The sequence below is a fragment of the Lactococcus formosensis genome (assembly GCF_018403745.1).
Taxonomy (GTDB): Bacteria; Bacillota; Bacilli; order Lactobacillales; family Streptococcaceae; genus Lactococcus; species Lactococcus formosensis.
Genome location: NZ_BOVP01000004.1, coordinates 59340 through 74894, shown reverse-complemented (window position 1 = coordinate 74894; position 15555 = coordinate 59340). Strand labels below are relative to the sequence as shown.

14 protein-coding genes are annotated in these 15555 nt (G+C 37.4%); 4 read left to right on the top strand and 10 right to left on the bottom strand.

Going from position 1 to position 15555, the window contains the following annotated elements; genetic code table 11:
* The first annotated feature begins 79 nt into the window (after positions 1-79).
* From KJS37_RS05750 to KJS37_RS05740, 3 genes are all read left to right on the top strand, one after another.
* Positions 80-793 carry a GntR family transcriptional regulator gene (locus KJS37_RS05750; protein WP_017369331.1) on the top strand — a complete coding sequence of 238 codons (714 nt, stop codon included), beginning with the start codon at positions 80-82 and terminating at the stop codon, positions 791-793.
* A 142-nt stretch (positions 794-935) separates the two neighbouring features.
* A complete protein-coding gene (locus KJS37_RS05745; protein ID WP_213496309.1) occupies positions 936-1631 on the top strand; it encodes a metal-dependent transcriptional regulator in 696 nt (231 codons plus the stop codon).
* Positions 1632-1702: 71 nt separating this feature from the next.
* Positions 1703-3259: an Nramp family divalent metal transporter gene (locus KJS37_RS05740; RefSeq protein WP_213496307.1), complete on the top strand. Its 1557-nt coding sequence runs from the start codon at positions 1703-1705 to the stop codon at positions 3257-3259.
* Between the two features lie 35 nt (positions 3260-3294).
* On the opposite strand, the gene KJS37_RS05735 is transcribed toward KJS37_RS05740, so the two are convergent.
* The 9 genes from KJS37_RS05735 to KJS37_RS05695 all read right to left on the bottom strand — a co-directional run bounded on the left by KJS37_RS05735 (position 3295) and on the right by KJS37_RS05695 (position 13473).
* Entirely contained in the window at positions 3295-3993 is a 699-nt protein-coding gene (locus tag KJS37_RS05735) for a TIGR00266 family protein (protein WP_017369328.1), read from the bottom strand.
* A gap of 95 nt (positions 3994-4088) precedes the next feature.
* Positions 4089-4604, bottom strand: a complete 516-nt coding sequence (locus KJS37_RS05730; RefSeq protein ID WP_096368224.1) for a hypothetical protein — start codon at positions 4602-4604, stop codon at positions 4089-4091.
* A 131-nt stretch (positions 4605-4735) separates the two neighbouring features.
* Positions 4736-6685 carry a cation:proton antiporter gene (locus KJS37_RS05725; RefSeq protein ID WP_213496305.1) on the bottom strand — a complete coding sequence of 650 codons (1950 nt, stop codon included), beginning with the start codon at positions 6683-6685 and terminating at the stop codon, positions 4736-4738.
* 112 nt (positions 6686-6797) lie between these two features.
* Entirely contained in the window at positions 6798-7529 is a 732-nt protein-coding gene (locus KJS37_RS05720) for a class I SAM-dependent methyltransferase (RefSeq protein ID WP_213496303.1), read from the bottom strand.
* A gap of 128 nt (positions 7530-7657) precedes the next feature.
* Positions 7658-8875 (bottom strand): MDR family MFS transporter, encoded by a 1218-nt coding sequence (locus KJS37_RS05715; protein ID WP_213496302.1) that lies wholly within the window; start codon positions 8873-8875, stop codon positions 7658-7660.
* Between the two features lie 117 nt (positions 8876-8992).
* Positions 8993-9409: a nucleoside-diphosphate kinase gene (gene ndk, locus KJS37_RS05710; RefSeq protein ID WP_096368220.1), complete on the bottom strand. Its 417-nt coding sequence runs from the start codon at positions 9407-9409 to the stop codon at positions 8993-8995.
* A 141-nt stretch (positions 9410-9550) separates the two neighbouring features.
* Entirely contained in the window at positions 9551-12154 is a 2604-nt protein-coding gene (clpB, locus tag KJS37_RS05705) for an ATP-dependent chaperone ClpB (RefSeq protein WP_213496301.1), read from the bottom strand.
* A 159-nt stretch (positions 12155-12313) separates the two neighbouring features.
* Complete coding sequence (locus KJS37_RS05700) at positions 12314-12943, bottom strand: SDR family oxidoreductase (RefSeq protein ID WP_165712149.1); 630 nt, start codon at positions 12941-12943, stop codon at positions 12314-12316.
* An 89-nt stretch (positions 12944-13032) separates the two neighbouring features.
* A complete protein-coding gene (locus KJS37_RS05695) occupies positions 13033-13473 on the bottom strand; it encodes an Rrf2 family transcriptional regulator (protein ID WP_213496300.1) in 441 nt (146 codons plus the stop codon).
* Positions 13474-13619: 146 nt separating this feature from the next.
* Between KJS37_RS05695 and KJS37_RS05690 the strand changes: the two genes are divergently transcribed.
* Positions 13620-14150: an HdeD family acid-resistance protein gene (locus KJS37_RS05690; protein ID WP_213496299.1), complete on the top strand. Its 531-nt coding sequence runs from the start codon at positions 13620-13622 to the stop codon at positions 14148-14150.
* A gap of 46 nt (positions 14151-14196) precedes the next feature.
* Here the strand turns inward: KJS37_RS05690 and KJS37_RS05685 are convergent, their stop codons facing one another.
* The gene (locus KJS37_RS05685) at positions 14197-15363 is read right to left on the bottom strand and encodes an MFS transporter (RefSeq protein ID WP_096368217.1); all 1167 of its coding nucleotides are present in this window, start codon (positions 15361-15363) and stop codon (positions 14197-14199) included.
* Positions 15364-15555: the final 192 nt, after the last annotated feature.

Sequence of the window (15555 nt, the reverse complement as noted above, 5' to 3'; positions counted from 1 at the left end):
GAATATAAAATTAATGTAGACAAATTATATAAAATGTTATATAATATATACACAAATCATAAAAATCGAGGTATACAAATTGTACAAATACCGTGAAATTTACGCTGATATTAAACGTGATATACTGACTAATCATTATCGTGCGGGGACTCTTCTTCCTACGCAAGAGTTTTTTGCTGAAAAGTATAATGTGTCACGTATTACTTTAAAAAAATCCCTCACCTTACTCGAAAACGAAGGCTTAATCTTTAGCAAACAAGGCTCCGGAACTTATATTCGTCCAAGAGTTGAAGAAACAACAGAACTTCTGCCTTTAGACTTACCAATTGGTGTAACTTATTCGCATCGTGATCAAGAAATTAAAAGTAAAATTCTCTTTTTTGATGCACGCTTACCATCAACTGAAGAGCAAAAACACCTTCTTCTGAATAAAACGGATCCAGTTTATGAATTTAAACGTCTTCGTATTTTGAATGGAAAAGCCTATAGTTTTGAACATGTTGTCATGCCAAGTTACATCGCTCCTATCACAGAGGAAATTCTAGAAGGATCTGTCTATGACTACCTAGGACAGGAAGCTAAGCTACAGTTAGTAGATGCTAAACGTGTCATTTATGCCGACCAAGCTACCGAGGAAGTGAGCACAAACCTGGAAATTGATTGCAAGTCTCCTGTGCTCGTCATTGAGCAAACAGCATATGACCAAAAAGGGCATGCTTTTGAATTCTCTAAGTCATACTTTATTAGTAACCAAACGAAGTTTGCTCTTGATATCCATCTCAAAAAGAACTAAAACTATAATAAAAGCCACAAATCCCTTAATTTGTGGCTTTTATCTCATACTATAGCCCCTTTCATTAGGCGACCCTTATTTTATTGAAATATAATTAAGGACGTGCTATAATATTGGTGTTATAATATAAGGAGAAACTCAGGTGTTAAAATTAACGAAAAATGAGCAGGATTATCTTAAGGCTATTTATACCTTAGAACGCGCGGGAGATGATTCAGCTGTCAGTATACAACTTATCGCTAAAAAATTGTCTGTCGCAGCCCCTAGTGCGACTGAAATGATTAAAAGATTAGCAAAAAAACAACTCGTGGACTATGCGCCTTATCGTGGCGTGAATTTATCGGAGCAAGGCAATGCCCAAGCTCGCTTTATTATTAAAAGTCACCGTGTTTGGGAAAGTTTCCTAGTTGACAAGCTTGGTTATTCTACAGAGGAAGTTCATGAAGAGGCTGAAAATTTAGAACACGCCTCTTCACCAAAACTTGTTGAATATCTCTATGCTTTATTAGATTATCCTGCTGTTGATCCCCATGGGTCAACCATCCCTTCGGAAGTTTTTTGGGAAAAAAATAAAGTAGAAATTCCGCTCAATCAGGCGGAGGAAAACAAGAGTTACTATATCACAACAGTAACTGAGACAGCACAAGACTTCTTTGAAAAATTAGATATCAATATACCGCACTTTATTCGGATTCTTGAGCGACTTCAGGATGGATCGATTATTCTCAAAGAAGATAATGGGCAGGTTTCTGTTATCCCGCCATTTTTACAAGAAAATATCTTACTTATGCAAAGAACTGGAACCGTCGCTTCTGCTTTAGAAAGCGAGAACATCTGAACATTTTCTCTTATATAACAGTAATATTAAAAAAACAATGTTGAACATGGTTCAACTTAGAGAAGGTAAAAATGAATGATCTTAAAAATCAACCCCATAAGTTGATTTATCATACAAACGGAAAGTCTCTTCAAGAGATTAATGGAACAGTAAAAGTTCCAAAAGATGGCAGGTTTTTTAGAACACTTCTTGCGTATTCAGGACCTGGAGCCTTAGTGGCTGTGGGTTATATGGATCCAGGAAACTGGTCTACCTCAATCACAGGCGGGCAAAATTTTCAGTATTTATTAATCTCTGTTATTTTGATGTCAAGCTTAATTGCCATGCTTCTGCAATACATGTCAGCAAAACTCGGGATTGTTAGCCAAATGGACCTTGCCCAAGCTATCCGTGCACGAACCAGCAAAACTTTGGGAATCATCCTATGGGTGCTTACAGAACTTGCAATTATGGCAACAGACATTGCAGAAGTTATTGGTGCAGCAATCGCCCTCTATTTACTTTTCGATATTCCGCTTATTCTAGCAGTCTTTATCACGGTTTTTGATGTCTTTTTATTGTTGCTTCTCACAAAAGTAGGTTTTAGAAAGATTGAAGCACTCGTTGTCTGTCTAATTTTGGTGATTTTATTTATTTTCACCTATCAAGTTGCCTTATCTAATCCCGATTGGAAAGGAATTGTGGAAGGTTTTATTCCAAATACACGTACCTTCGCTACCTCTCCTTCTATTGCAGGAATGACACCTTTAACAGGGGCACTTGGTATTATCGGAGCAACTGTTATGCCGCATAATCTCTATCTTCATTCTTCAATTTCACAAAGTCGTAAAATTGACCACGATGACGATAAAGACATCGCTCGAGCTGTTCGTTTTTCAACTTGGGATTCTAATATCCAATTGAGTTTAGCTTTTGTTGTTAATTCGCTTTTGCTCATTATGGGTGTTGCTGTATTTAAGACAGGTGTCATTGACGACCCTTCATTTTTTGGCCTTTACGATGCCCTTTCGACACCAGATTTATTAAGCAATGGTGTACTTGCGGATGTTGCTAAAACAGGTGCTTTATCTACCTTATTTGCCGTAGCTTTACTGGCTTCTGGGCAAAATTCGACAATCACGGGGACTTTAACAGGACAGATCATTATGGAAGGTTTTATCCATATGCGGATGCCAATGTGGGCACGTCGTCTCATCACGCGCTTACTCTCTGTCGTTCCTGTCTTGATTTGTGTTACGATGACACGCGGCTACAGTTTAAAAGCACAGCACGAAGCCATTAACAACCTCATGAATAATTCACAAGTCTTTCTTGCATTTGCATTGCCCTTCTCGATTATTCCCTTACTTATGCTGACAAATAGTAAAAATGAAATGGGCAAATTTAAAAATAATTGGATCGTTCAATTCTTTGGTTGGTTCTCTGTCATTGCGTTAACTTATCTTAATCTTATTGGTCTACCAGATCAAATTGAAAGCCTATTTCCTAAGAATCTTGCCTATCTTGCAGATGGGACAGCAATTCTTCTTATTGTTTTAGTTATCGCCTTACTCATTTGGACCATCTTTGAGCTCTACCGCGGCAATAGAAAACTTTCGCTGCTTAACCAAAAACTATCTGATTCATAAACCTAAAAAAAGCTATCACCGATAGCTTTTTTTATTTAACCATTACTTGGTAAGAAAGGAATGATTGACTCGGCAAAAGCCTCCATATTACGGCTTTGAATCATAATTTTTCCACGCCCTTTAAATTTATTGACGAGCCCCTCACCAGTTTTAAAACCAAAAGTTCCAGAAGCGACTTCGATTGAATAATCAAGCGTTTTACTCCAAGCAAGAACGTGATGATTATCCACGATATATTCCTCTGTGCCGTCTAATTCAATCTCCACAATATCGCCATAGCCATTTACTAACATGCGGCCGCTTCCTTGTGTTTCCATCACATAGAGACCACCAGTTCCTCCAAGAAGAGCGCCACTTAGTTTTTGTCGTTCCATTGTATAGTGAACATCGCCATCACTTGCAAGAAAGGCACCTGTATTCAATCGCCATTGTTCTTGACCAATACTAAGTTCTTTTACAGCACCCGGAGTAGCTGGAGCCAAAGTAATTTGACCATTAGCACTGCTTGATTTAACCTTCGTGATAAAGAAACTTTCGCCACTTGTTATTGAACGTCCCAGAGCTTTTAAGGCACCACCAATCCCACCTTTTCCATTGCTGTTCATCTTTCCTTCAAGTGTGACTGAAGGGTTATGATAAACCATTGCTCCTGATTCAATCTGAATTTCTTCCTTGTCTTGCAAGCTAACATGTACAAGCGGAAAAGCAGATGTTGAGCTCAATTGATATTCCATAAATTTGGGCCTACTTTCTCATTTTTTCTCATTATAACATAAAATTTAATAGAACAAAAAGCCTCTTGCTCAGGTCAAGAAACTTTTTGATTTTTTCATTTGTAACTAATAGTTTGAATTGTTTTCCCTTGGTCATCTGTAAGATTTACCACGAGTTGAGGTTGATTTACCCCAGAAGCTTTCATTGATTCCAAAACTTTATCGGCAACTTTTTCTATCTGATCACCATTTGTTGCTAAGATACTGTGAGATAGAAAGCCATTCATTTTAGAGGACTTTACTGTATATTTTAACGTCTGTCCATCTGTTGTGGCTTGGGCCGAATCAATAAAGCCTTGCGAACGACTCACGATATTACTAGCATTTTGATTCAGTGTAGAGACAATATCATCAGGACTTGCCGGAACAATATTTCCAGAAGCATCAGTCAAGCTTTCTGAGTAAGGAATAATTTTCGATAGAAGATTATCCGTATTATTGGCGATCGCATAACGCCCTAGCAAAACAAGACCTCCGACAAAAAGCGTAAGTACAATAATAAGTCCTGCAAGAAAACCAAGTAGTTTTCTTAAAAACCCTTTTTTGTTTCTTTTTGAGCTTCTGGAAACCATAATCCCCCCTTATCTGTGAGCAATTTATAAATGGTCGTCTGTCAATAGGACGTTTTCAGTTTAGACATTATTTTATATTTTACAGTACTTTTCTTAAGCGAAAGTTATTATAAAAAAGCCTTACGGCTTTTTTATTGATTTTGTAGTTGTAAAACTTGTGCGTTATTAATTTCTTTAAAGAGCTTGTTGCTTGTCTCTTTCGAGATTGCTTCCGATTTAGCTTGATCTAGCACATATTGGTATTCAAGTTGGAAAGCTTCAATAAGCAATTCATTAGGCACGATTGTTTCTTCCTGAATTTCATTACGGATTCGATAATGTCTATTTTCAAAGACGCGTCTCACTTCCTCAATATCGCTAAAGTCAGTAATTTTCTTCTCAAATCGTTCTCTCTCAAGACGGTTTAATTTTTCCATTGTAGCCTCATAAAGGATATCTTCTAGACGTCCCAGATCATTTCTTAGGGCCATGAATTCTTGCATTTCACTTTGGTCAGCTCTGCGTAATTGTCTTCTTCTTGAAAAAAGTCTTCTTATTTTTTTACTCATCGCACGCTTGCTACTATTTTCCAAGTAAATTTGGAAGTAGTCAATCGCTTTCGGTGAAAAATTCTCTTGAATATCGGAACTTTCTAACAATGTTTCCTGCCAAGTTACAGTCTTTTCTAAGAGCTGACTGCTTTTATTATGATCTGGAATTTGTAAGCCTTTTTGTGACTGCAATTGTTTTGTTAAGCTGCTACGAACCTTACTATCCTCTATCACTTGCATCATATGTAAAATAGCGTAGTCGACCATATCATTTCGAACACTATCAATATCGTCTAAGCTTGCATCCTTCATGGGTGACAAAAATTTGGGTAAGGTGAAGGTTGGCACAATAAGACTAAGCAAAATGACAATCGTTGCCATGCTAATAATAATTTCCCTATTTTCAGTACTCAAAATAGCAGTATCCACCGGTAAAGAGAAGGCCATTGCCAATGTCATTGTTCCATGTGCGCCAGACAGAGCAAAGATAGTGGAGTCTTTACTGCGTTCTTTCTTATCGTTTGAGAAGAAATGTTCGATGGAGCGATTACCTCTTTGATTGGTCCAGAATTTCCGAATAAATAACATGAGGACGTAAACCAAAGCACTGATAAAGAAGAGAATTACAGCTTCCTTGAAGCCCAATGATTTAAAGATATCCCAAATACCAAAAAGACTTACTCCTAGCAAAATAAAGACAAAATTGTTGAGGATTCCACTCAGTATTTCCCAGATGGTATTATTGGTAAGTTGAACATTGGTCGACGTAAGTTTAAGCATGTCGCCTTCAAAATTATGGATTAATCCTGCAGCGACAACTGCAAGTACTCCAGAGGTACCAAAATGCTCAGCAAGCAAATAAAGAGCAAAAGGCGTTAAAATAGAAATTGGAATAATCGTTGCTTCTGGATTTGTCGCCCGAAGATTAATCGCAATGCGAATACGAACTAAGAAAGTCCCGACAATTAGTCCAATAAGTATCCCACCGACAGAAACAAAAGCAAACTGACCAAGTCCACTCCAAATACTAAAATGGCCACTTTCCAGCACCGAAAGGCCCAAACTCAAGAGTACCAAACCTGATGCATCATTGAAAAGAGATTCAAACTCGACAGCTTCATTTACACCTTGGGGCATTTTTTTACCCGCAATAATAGATTTAACAGCAACAGAGTCCGTCGGTGTAACAATAGCAGCAAAACAAATTGCCAAGGGGAAAATCCAACTGCCCATAATATTTGTGGTCAATGCTGCAACAAAGAGTACAGTTACAACGGCTAAAGTAATGGAGAGAAAAAATATTCCTCTGAAATTTTTTCTCACTTCTTTCAAAGATGTTTTACTGCCTTCATTAAACATTAAAGGTGCAATAATTAGCATCATGAAAAACTCTGGCTCTAACTCAAAATGCCTAAACTCTGGTAAGAAGCTCAGAATAATCCCTACTCCGATCAAAATAAAGGTTTCAGATATTTTGGGGAAAAATTCTTTGATTACATTTGCTACAATGACCCCAATCAACATTACAGCTATGAAACTAACGGCTGACATAAAACACCTTTTCTAATTTTTTCTATTTCTTTAGTATACCACATACACAGTCATACAAACAATACTCCTATGTAAAAATCAAAAGCTAGGAATAATTATTCCTAGCTTTTCTTTATTTTTTCCTTGCAGAAACAATCAACATCATCGGACGTCTCAGCTCATCTCGCATTTCTTCAAGTACAAGCATTTGTTCAGGTGGCTGAGGTTCAATCACATGTTGAAGTTCAAAACCAAGTTGTAGCAATGTGTTGAGGTAGGTGGTTAAAGTTCGATGATATTTAGTTACTTTTTCTCCTAAGAAAGACACTTTACGTTTTCCCTCGTAGAAATAATTGTCTACAGGAAAGTGCTCTTTTTTTCCTTTTGCATCATAAATCCAGTCTTGCAGGCCAGATGCAGTAAAAAGAGGATGCTCTACGGAAAATACAAACTGACCGCCCGTAGTTAAGCACATATATATGTTGGAAAAAAGCAAGGACAAATCTTCAATGTAATGTAAGGCTAGTGAGCTCAGAACCACATCAAAAGAATCCGGTTCAAGACATAAGTCCTCCATAGCGATGCATTGATAAGTTATTTTCTCATCTGAGTTTTTACTTGTCGCTCTTTCCAGCATTTTACTCGAAATATCTGTGCCTAAGACATAAGATGCTCCATTGTCAACAGCATATTTGCAGTGCCAACCATATCCACAGCCAAGGTCCAAAACTTTTTTGTTATGAAAATCAGGTAAAATATTTCGTAGCTCTGACCACTCCCCAGCAGCTTCTAACCCTGATTTGGAACGCTCCATTTGAGCATATTTTGAAAAAAATTCTTGATTATTATATTTGTTTTCTTTCACTTGTTATTCTCCCATGTAAATTTTATTTTATGCATTTACATGGGTAGAAACAATTTTTTGAGCAATAATTCCTTCTGACATTATTCTTACTCCTTATTTTTTATTATAACATGGACAGTTTTAAAATTCTATGAGGCTTCATGCATTCGAATAGCCCGCAGAGAGGGGAGGATACTTAAAAGGATAATTATTCCCATAAATATAGCCATGCCAATATTCCCATAGAGTGCTGACAGCGAAACCAAAACACCTGAGAGTACGGAAGCGACTGGCTGAGTCACTGAAAAGGCTCCCGTATAAGTCCCAACATGATCACCTTCCATCAGGTCGGCTCTCAAAGCTTGAGAGAAAGGTACGAGAATCATTTCGCCCAAAGTAGCAACTACTGCTGCTGTAACTTCCCAGCTTAAATTATGACCTAAAAAGGCAATAATAAAACCTAAACCTTGGAGAAAAATTCCTAATGTAATCCCTGTACTACGCGACCAATTTTTAGTCAGTTGATTCATTTTACTCATAAAGAGTACGATAATCAAGGTATTAATCAATAGGAATAGTGTCAACATCCGTTGACCATAAAGTTCCAACCCTAAAATGCGTGTTGTTGAGAAACTGTCACTTAGATGTACTGGCAAGTAATAGTCAATTTGATTAAAAATCATCGCAATAAAAACCGAAGCAAATAAATAAGACATAAAGATGCTATCTTTAGCCACAAAGAAATAAGCTTTTATAATATTTGGTGCTTTTTTTTGATGCTCTTGTTGTGGGTCAAAAGACTCGTCAATCCAAAACAAGACAACGACAAAACTCAGAATTTCTTCAATAGTGATGACCAGCAAAAGCCAGACCAAATAATCACGGAAAAACCAGCCAGAAAGACCTGAGCCAATCATAATAGCAAAATTGATAATCCAGTATTGAATACTGTAGACTGTTCTCCGGTTTTCACTTGTTGTTAAGTCCACAATCATCGCTTGACTGGCTGTATTAAAAAAACCGAAACCAAAATTTACGATTAAAAATCCGAAAAAGGTTGCCCAAGGATTAAAATAAAATGCTGAATTAGAGAAGGTTGCAAGTGCTGCGCCAACTGCAGTAATTGCGGTTGAAAAAAGCATGACAGGTCGTCGCCCTCGTAAGTCTGTCAAATGTCCCGCGTAAAGCCCAACCAAAAAAACCATAATAGAGCTCACAATAAGCAAGAGGCCTGTTATACCAGCACCCATATACTTATTATAGTAAATCGTCATGGAACCACCCACTGTACTAAAGCAAAGTGCTCCTAAAAAATTCATTACCAACCTAATTTTAATGGTCGGATGAAGTCCCCAAAATTCTTTCATATTTTCCTCCTTTTTTCCTCCTTTAATAAAATAGCAAACAAAAAAGACTTCCCTTTAGTGTTTGGAGCTATCGCTCAAACTTCCTAGGAAAGCCTTTGTCCTTGCTATTATGTCTGTTTATGAAAACCAAAGCGCTATTTCTCGCTCTGCAGATTCCGGTGAGTCTGATCCATGGACAATATTTTTAATGGCTTTACCTTTTTCAGGTGCTTGAGCAAAATCTCCACGAATAGTCCCTGGTTGAGCTTGAGTAGGGTTAGTTGTCCCCATCATTGTGCGCCAGCAAGAAATAACTTCAACACCAGATATTACACCAATAACCACTGGTCCAGAAGTCATATAATTACGAATATTAGGATAAAAATCTTTATCAACTAAGGCTTCGTAATGCTTGTCAATCAAGTCTCCATTTGGAGCAGAGCGAAGTTCTAGCTTTTCTAGCTGAAAACCACGCTGCTCGATTCGTTTCAATATTTCACCTATAAGACCGCTTTGTACGCCGTCAGGTTTAATAATAAAGAAAGTTTTTTCCATGATTGACTCCTCCTATGTATCGTGCTTATATTTTACATCTAAAAGCTATAAGTTGTCAAGAATTATCTGTAAATTGCGACAAAATACTATTTTTATATACAAAAAGCCCGAAAGAATACGGGCATTTCTGTTTTTCTTCAATTATTCTTCAATAGGTAAGATATCAAAATTAATTTTATTGTCGACAAGTTTGACAATAACTTTCGTTTTTGGCGGAATCTTGCCTGCAATAATCAACTTAGCAAGTGGATTTTCAATAACTTTTGTCAAATAACGTTTTAATGGACGTGCGCCATAAGCAGGTTCATAAGCATTTTCTGCAATCCATGCTTTGACTTCTTCACTGAGTTCCAGTTCCACAGACATTTCTTCAAGGCGTTGTGTCAATTGGCCAGTCATCTTCACGATAATATTTTTAATATTATTCAGTGACAGTGGTTTGAAGAGAATAGTATCATCAATACGGTTGAGGAACTCTGGTTTGAAGTGCATCCGCAATTGTTTCATTACTTCTTCGGTAGTTTCTTCCGAAATTTCACCTTGATCATCGACATTATCCAGCAAATATTGTGAGCCAACATTTGACGTCATAATCAAAACAGTATTCTTGAAGTCGACCAAAACACCTTTTGAATCTGTCAAACGACCATCATCCAAGACTTGCAACAGGATGTTGAAGACGTCTGGATGTGCTTTTTCAATTTCATCCAATAAAATAATCGTATATGGGTTACGACGTACAGCTTCAGTCAGTTGACCACCTTCATCATAACCAACATATCCTGGAGGAGCTCCGACAAGACGTGATACACTATGTTTTTCCATGTATTCACTCATGTCAATACGAACCATATGTTCTTCGGAATCAAACAGATTTTCAGCCAATGCTTTAGCCAACTCAGTCTTACCTACACCTGTAGGACCTAAGAAAAGGAAGGAACCTAAAGGACGGTTAGGGTCTTGAATACCTGCGCGGGCGCGAATAATAGCATCAGACACAGCTTCGACCGCTTCATCTTGCCCGACCACACGTTGATGGAGTGTCTCTGGCAAATGAAGGAGTTTTTCACGTTCACCTTCTACCAGTTTTGTCACAGGGATACCTGTCATACGACCCACAACTTCCGCGATTTGTTCTTCAGTAACAGATTCTTGAACAAGACTAAGATCATCTGATTTTGCTTTGCTTTCAAGCTCTTTCAGTGATTGTTCAATTTCTGGAATTTTACCGTAACGCAAAGCTGCAGCTTTTTCAAAGTCACCTTCATTTTGTGCTTCTTCTAATTCATGGCGTGCACGTTCTAGTTCATTCCGTTTATCAGAAATATTGCCTACTTCTTTCTTTTCAGCTTCCCATTGGGCTTTAAGTTGATTGTTTTCTTCACGAAGTTCTGCGATTTCTTCACGAATAATATTTAAACGTTTCTTCGAAGCATCATCATGTTCTTTTTTGAGCGCTGCTTCTTCAATTTCCAACTGCATCAAACGGCGGTTTGCTTGGTCGAGTTCTGTTGGCAGAGAATTCATTTCAACACGGATTGTTGCGCTAGCTTCATCGACCAAGTCAATCGCTTTATCTGGCAAGAAGCGGTCTGTAATATAACGGTCAGAAAGCGTCGCTGCTGCAACCAATGCGTTATCGTGGATGGTTACACCGTGGTGAATTTCAAAACGTTCTTTCAAACCACGCAGAATGGAAATAGTATCTTCAACTGTTGGTTCAGTAACTAGTACTTTTTGGAAACGACGTTCCAAAGCTTTATCTGTTTCCATATATTTACGGTATTCATCCAAAGTTGTTGCACCAATTAAATGCAATTCACCACGTGCAAGCATTGGTTTCAAAAGATTACCAGCATCCATTGAACCTTCTGTTTTACCAGCCCCGACGATCGTGTGCAACTCATCGATAAAGAGAATAATTTGTCCGTCAGACTTTTTAACTTCATTCAGTACGGCTTTCAGACGTTCTTCAAACTCACCACGGTACTTAGCACCCGCAATAAGTGCACCCATATCCAAAGAGAATACTGTTTTATCTTTTAAATTTTCAGGTACATCTTTACGGACAATACGTTGCGCAAGACCTTCAACAATGGCTGTTTTACCTACACCAGGCTCACCAATCAGAACCGGGTTATTTTTTGTTTTACGTGACAAGACACGGATAATATCACGAATTTCTTCATCACGTCCAATTACAGGATCTTGTTTTCCTGATTTCACTTGAGCAACAAGGTCGACGCCGTATTTTTCAAGTGCTTTATATGTATCTTCAGCATTTTGGTTTGTCACTTTATCACCTCCTCGTAGGTTTTCAATTGCTAATTTCGTTTTTTCTTTATTCATTCCATGGCTAACAAGATATTCTGTTAAAGGGTTTTTCTTTAACTCCAAAAGGGCCAAGAGTACAATTTCAGTTGAGAGGTACTCATCCCCCATATCTTTAGCAATCTTATCTGCTGCATTAAACAGAGTAAAAAGATCTGCACTAATATTTTGACCATAGGTAATATTGCTACCTTCAACAGAAGAAATCTTGTCTATTTCTTTTTCAATAATTTTTGTAAATTCTTCAATATTAATTTCTGAATCTTTGTAAAAATTAAAGGCAAAACTGTTCGGTTGCACAAATATTCGCCATAAATGTGGAATTTCAATCGCTTGATGATGGCGAGTCTGCGCAATTTGTTGCGCTTCATAAAGCGATTTTTGCATACTTGTTGTCATTTTTCCGATGTCCATAATGCACCTCGATTCATTTCATAGTAATGTAGTATTTTTCTCATTTTTCTTACTACCTCTTAATTATACTCTTTTGGTCAGTAAAGGTCAAACTATTTGCTCATTAATTTACGTATAAAAATAAGAGGGATTTTCTCAAGAAAATCCCTCTTATTTTTACTATTTTTGGAAAACGCTGATACGTTGTCCGACATAATTTCCTTCTAGTGCAATGTTAATCATCGCTTTCGCATAGTCTGCATAGCTGATCACACTTTCTCCTTTGTCATTAAGCGTAAATTCTTCACCTGCAATAACATAGTCTCCCGTTTTTTCACCATCCGCTTGGAAATCTGCGGCAGGACTTAAATAAGTCCATTTGACATCATGACGTTTTCTCAAGGCAGCCAATGAATCAGACATAGCTGTAGCCAATGGTTTGAAAGCATCTGGGAAACCTTCTGATTGATAAAGTGCTAAATCATGTTCTGGATTAAGATAAAGACTTCCAGCACCACCTACAACCAACAAACGCTTGTCTGTGCCTTCAATAAGATCAGCAAGATGTTGGATTGAAGTAGTATGTTGCTCCAAGCTATCTTCTGCCCATGTTCCAAAAGCATCAATAATAACATCAAAATCCTTGATGTCTTCTTTAGTTAAATCAAACAAATCTTTCTGGATAGAAGACGGAGCTACTGTTTTGTTTTCACCTCGAACAATTGCTGTGACATCCAAGCCTCTATCTACTGCTTCTTGCACAATAAGGCGACCGGCTTTACCATTTGCTGCTACTACTGCTATTTTCATATTAGACCTCCAATGTCTTTTTTGTTGTAATAATTATTGTTACAACTAATTTTACATAAGCCTTGAGTAAATGTCAACGATTTGGTTTCTTAAGGATTTATCGTGACATAATGATCAATATCAGTGATTACTTCCTGTAAGCTCATCACTTTCATTTGGTCTTCCATTGCTTTTTGAATTAAATCAAGCTTACCATCAAGCACCTGATGGATATTTTTCCCAACAGAACAGTCTGGACTAGGATGTTCATGAAAATGGAACAACCCCTTTTTATTAATGACTTCAACTGCATTATAAATATCGAATAGACTAATATCTTCGACTGGTTTAGCGATTGCAGCCCCACCGCTTCCGCGCACAACATGCACCAATTCATTAGCTTTTAGCTGCTGTAACACTCTTCGAATAATTACGGGATTTACATTAATACTTGTGGCCAAAAAATCACTCGTAATCTTGTGCTCTCCCTCAAAAGTATGGATACAGGCAAAAATATGAAGTGCAATCGTAAAGCGACTTGATATTTGCATTTTTTTCTCCTTCGTTTCTCATTTTACCTTAAGTATAAATGTCCTTTTTCAGAAAGTCAATTATAATAACTAAGCAAATGAATTACGGGCACTTCTTTCCAAAATAAGTTATAATTAAATTATCAGAAAAGAAAGGGGTATTGAATATGTTTTCTGAAAACTTTTCGAAAAAATTACGTAACAACGTCGGAATTAATGGTCTTATCTCCGCACTTATTGGATTACTCATCTTGTTTTGGCCTGGGCGTACAGCACAAGTTGGGACAGTTTTGATTGGGATTTCCTTTATTTTAATCGGGATTTCTTATCTTGTTTCTATCTTTGCCTTGATGAATGAAAATCCATGGTCACGCTTTGGGCACCTTCTTTTAGGTACGGTCTACTTGGTTGCGGGAATTTTCTCTTTGATTAACTTGGCAGCTGCAACAGCTACTTTGTTCATTATCATTGGTATTTTAGTTGGTTTCACATGGATTACTGAAGGATTTGTTTCCTTTGGATTCGTTCCATATTCTCCATCTAAGCCTTGGACAATTCTTTCAGGACTCCTCAGTGTCATTGCAGGCTTCATGCTCTTACTCACACCTTTGTGGGGTGCTATGGCTCTTTGGACCCTTCTCGGTGTAGTTGTACTCGTCCTGGGTATTTTCAAATTAATTCGTTACTTTACTTGGTAACCCTTGTAAGTGGTAAATAAAAAAGAGTTCCCTAAGGAACTCTTTTTTAGATTTTCACTTTTTTAGATTTACGGTTCATAAGCATTGATAACACCCCCGTACCAAACAAGATAATCGCAGAGATATAGTAAGGGAAGAAATGATTGATATCAAACATCACTCCAGCAGCCAATGGACCTAAAATATTACCAAAACTTGTAAAGGTTGAATTCAATCCATTGATTGCTCCTTGTTGATCACCTGCGTGTTTTGACAAGTAAGTTGTTACTGCCGGTCTAAATAAATCAAAAGCGAGGAAGACAACAAATGTAGAAATAGCAACGGTGATGCGATTACCTGTGAAAGCAATAATAGCAATAAAGAGCGCACTTGCAAAGAAGGTCAAATGAATCAAATGCATTTCACCAATCTTTCCAACAATCCAGTCGAACAGGAAGAGTTGGAAGAAAAGGGCAATAATACCACTTACTGTAATTACAAGAGCAATTTCACTTGTAGTAAAGCCAAAATTGATTGTCGCCATGATGCTATAAATAGATTCGAAGGCTTGCAGACCAAACGAAGAAATTAAAATAACGACAAACAGTGATGTGAACATTGGATTTTTGAGAATATCCAAGAAAGATGCTTTTGGAGTGTCTGGATTAATATCCATTGTTTTTTCTGGCTCTTTTAACACAGTCATACTCAAAATAAATCCGATAAATGCTAAAAGTGCAGCCACAAAAAAAGGAACCCGTATACCAAAAGTTGCTAAAAATCCTCCGACACCAGGACCGATGATAAAGCCACCACTAATTGCGGCAGAGACTTTACCCATGGCTTTGGCACGTTCGCCTAAGGTTGTCAGATCCGCAACATATGCTGTAACAGAAGGCATCAATAAAGCTGCTGCAATACCACCCAAAGCGCGTGAAACGTAAAAAAGAGCTTTTACTTGTGCCAAACCAAATAAAAGTTCAGAAAAAGCGAAAATAATCATACCCAAAGCGATGAGTTTTTTTCGTCCCACTTTATCCGATAAATGCCCAGCTATTGGTGAGGCAATCAGTTGGGCAATAGCAAAAATCGATATCATCATTCCCATTGTTGTTCCCGAAAAATGCATTTGCTCTTTCAGTTGTGGCAAAACAGGAATAACGAGACCTACACCTAAGAACACAAGCAATAAGTTTGAAATTGCTAGGTTAATCATCCATTGTTTGTTTTTCATAACTCTACCCCAATACCCGATAAAAAGACAGATTCAAAAATTTGAAACCGCCTTTTTATCCTATTCTATTTGTTAAGTCTATTCTATCATATTCTGCACAAAAATAAAAAAGTATAAATTTATTATCAACTTTTTCGTATCAAATGTTCCTAAATACCGTACAATAAATAAAATCTCTCTTATAACAAGAGG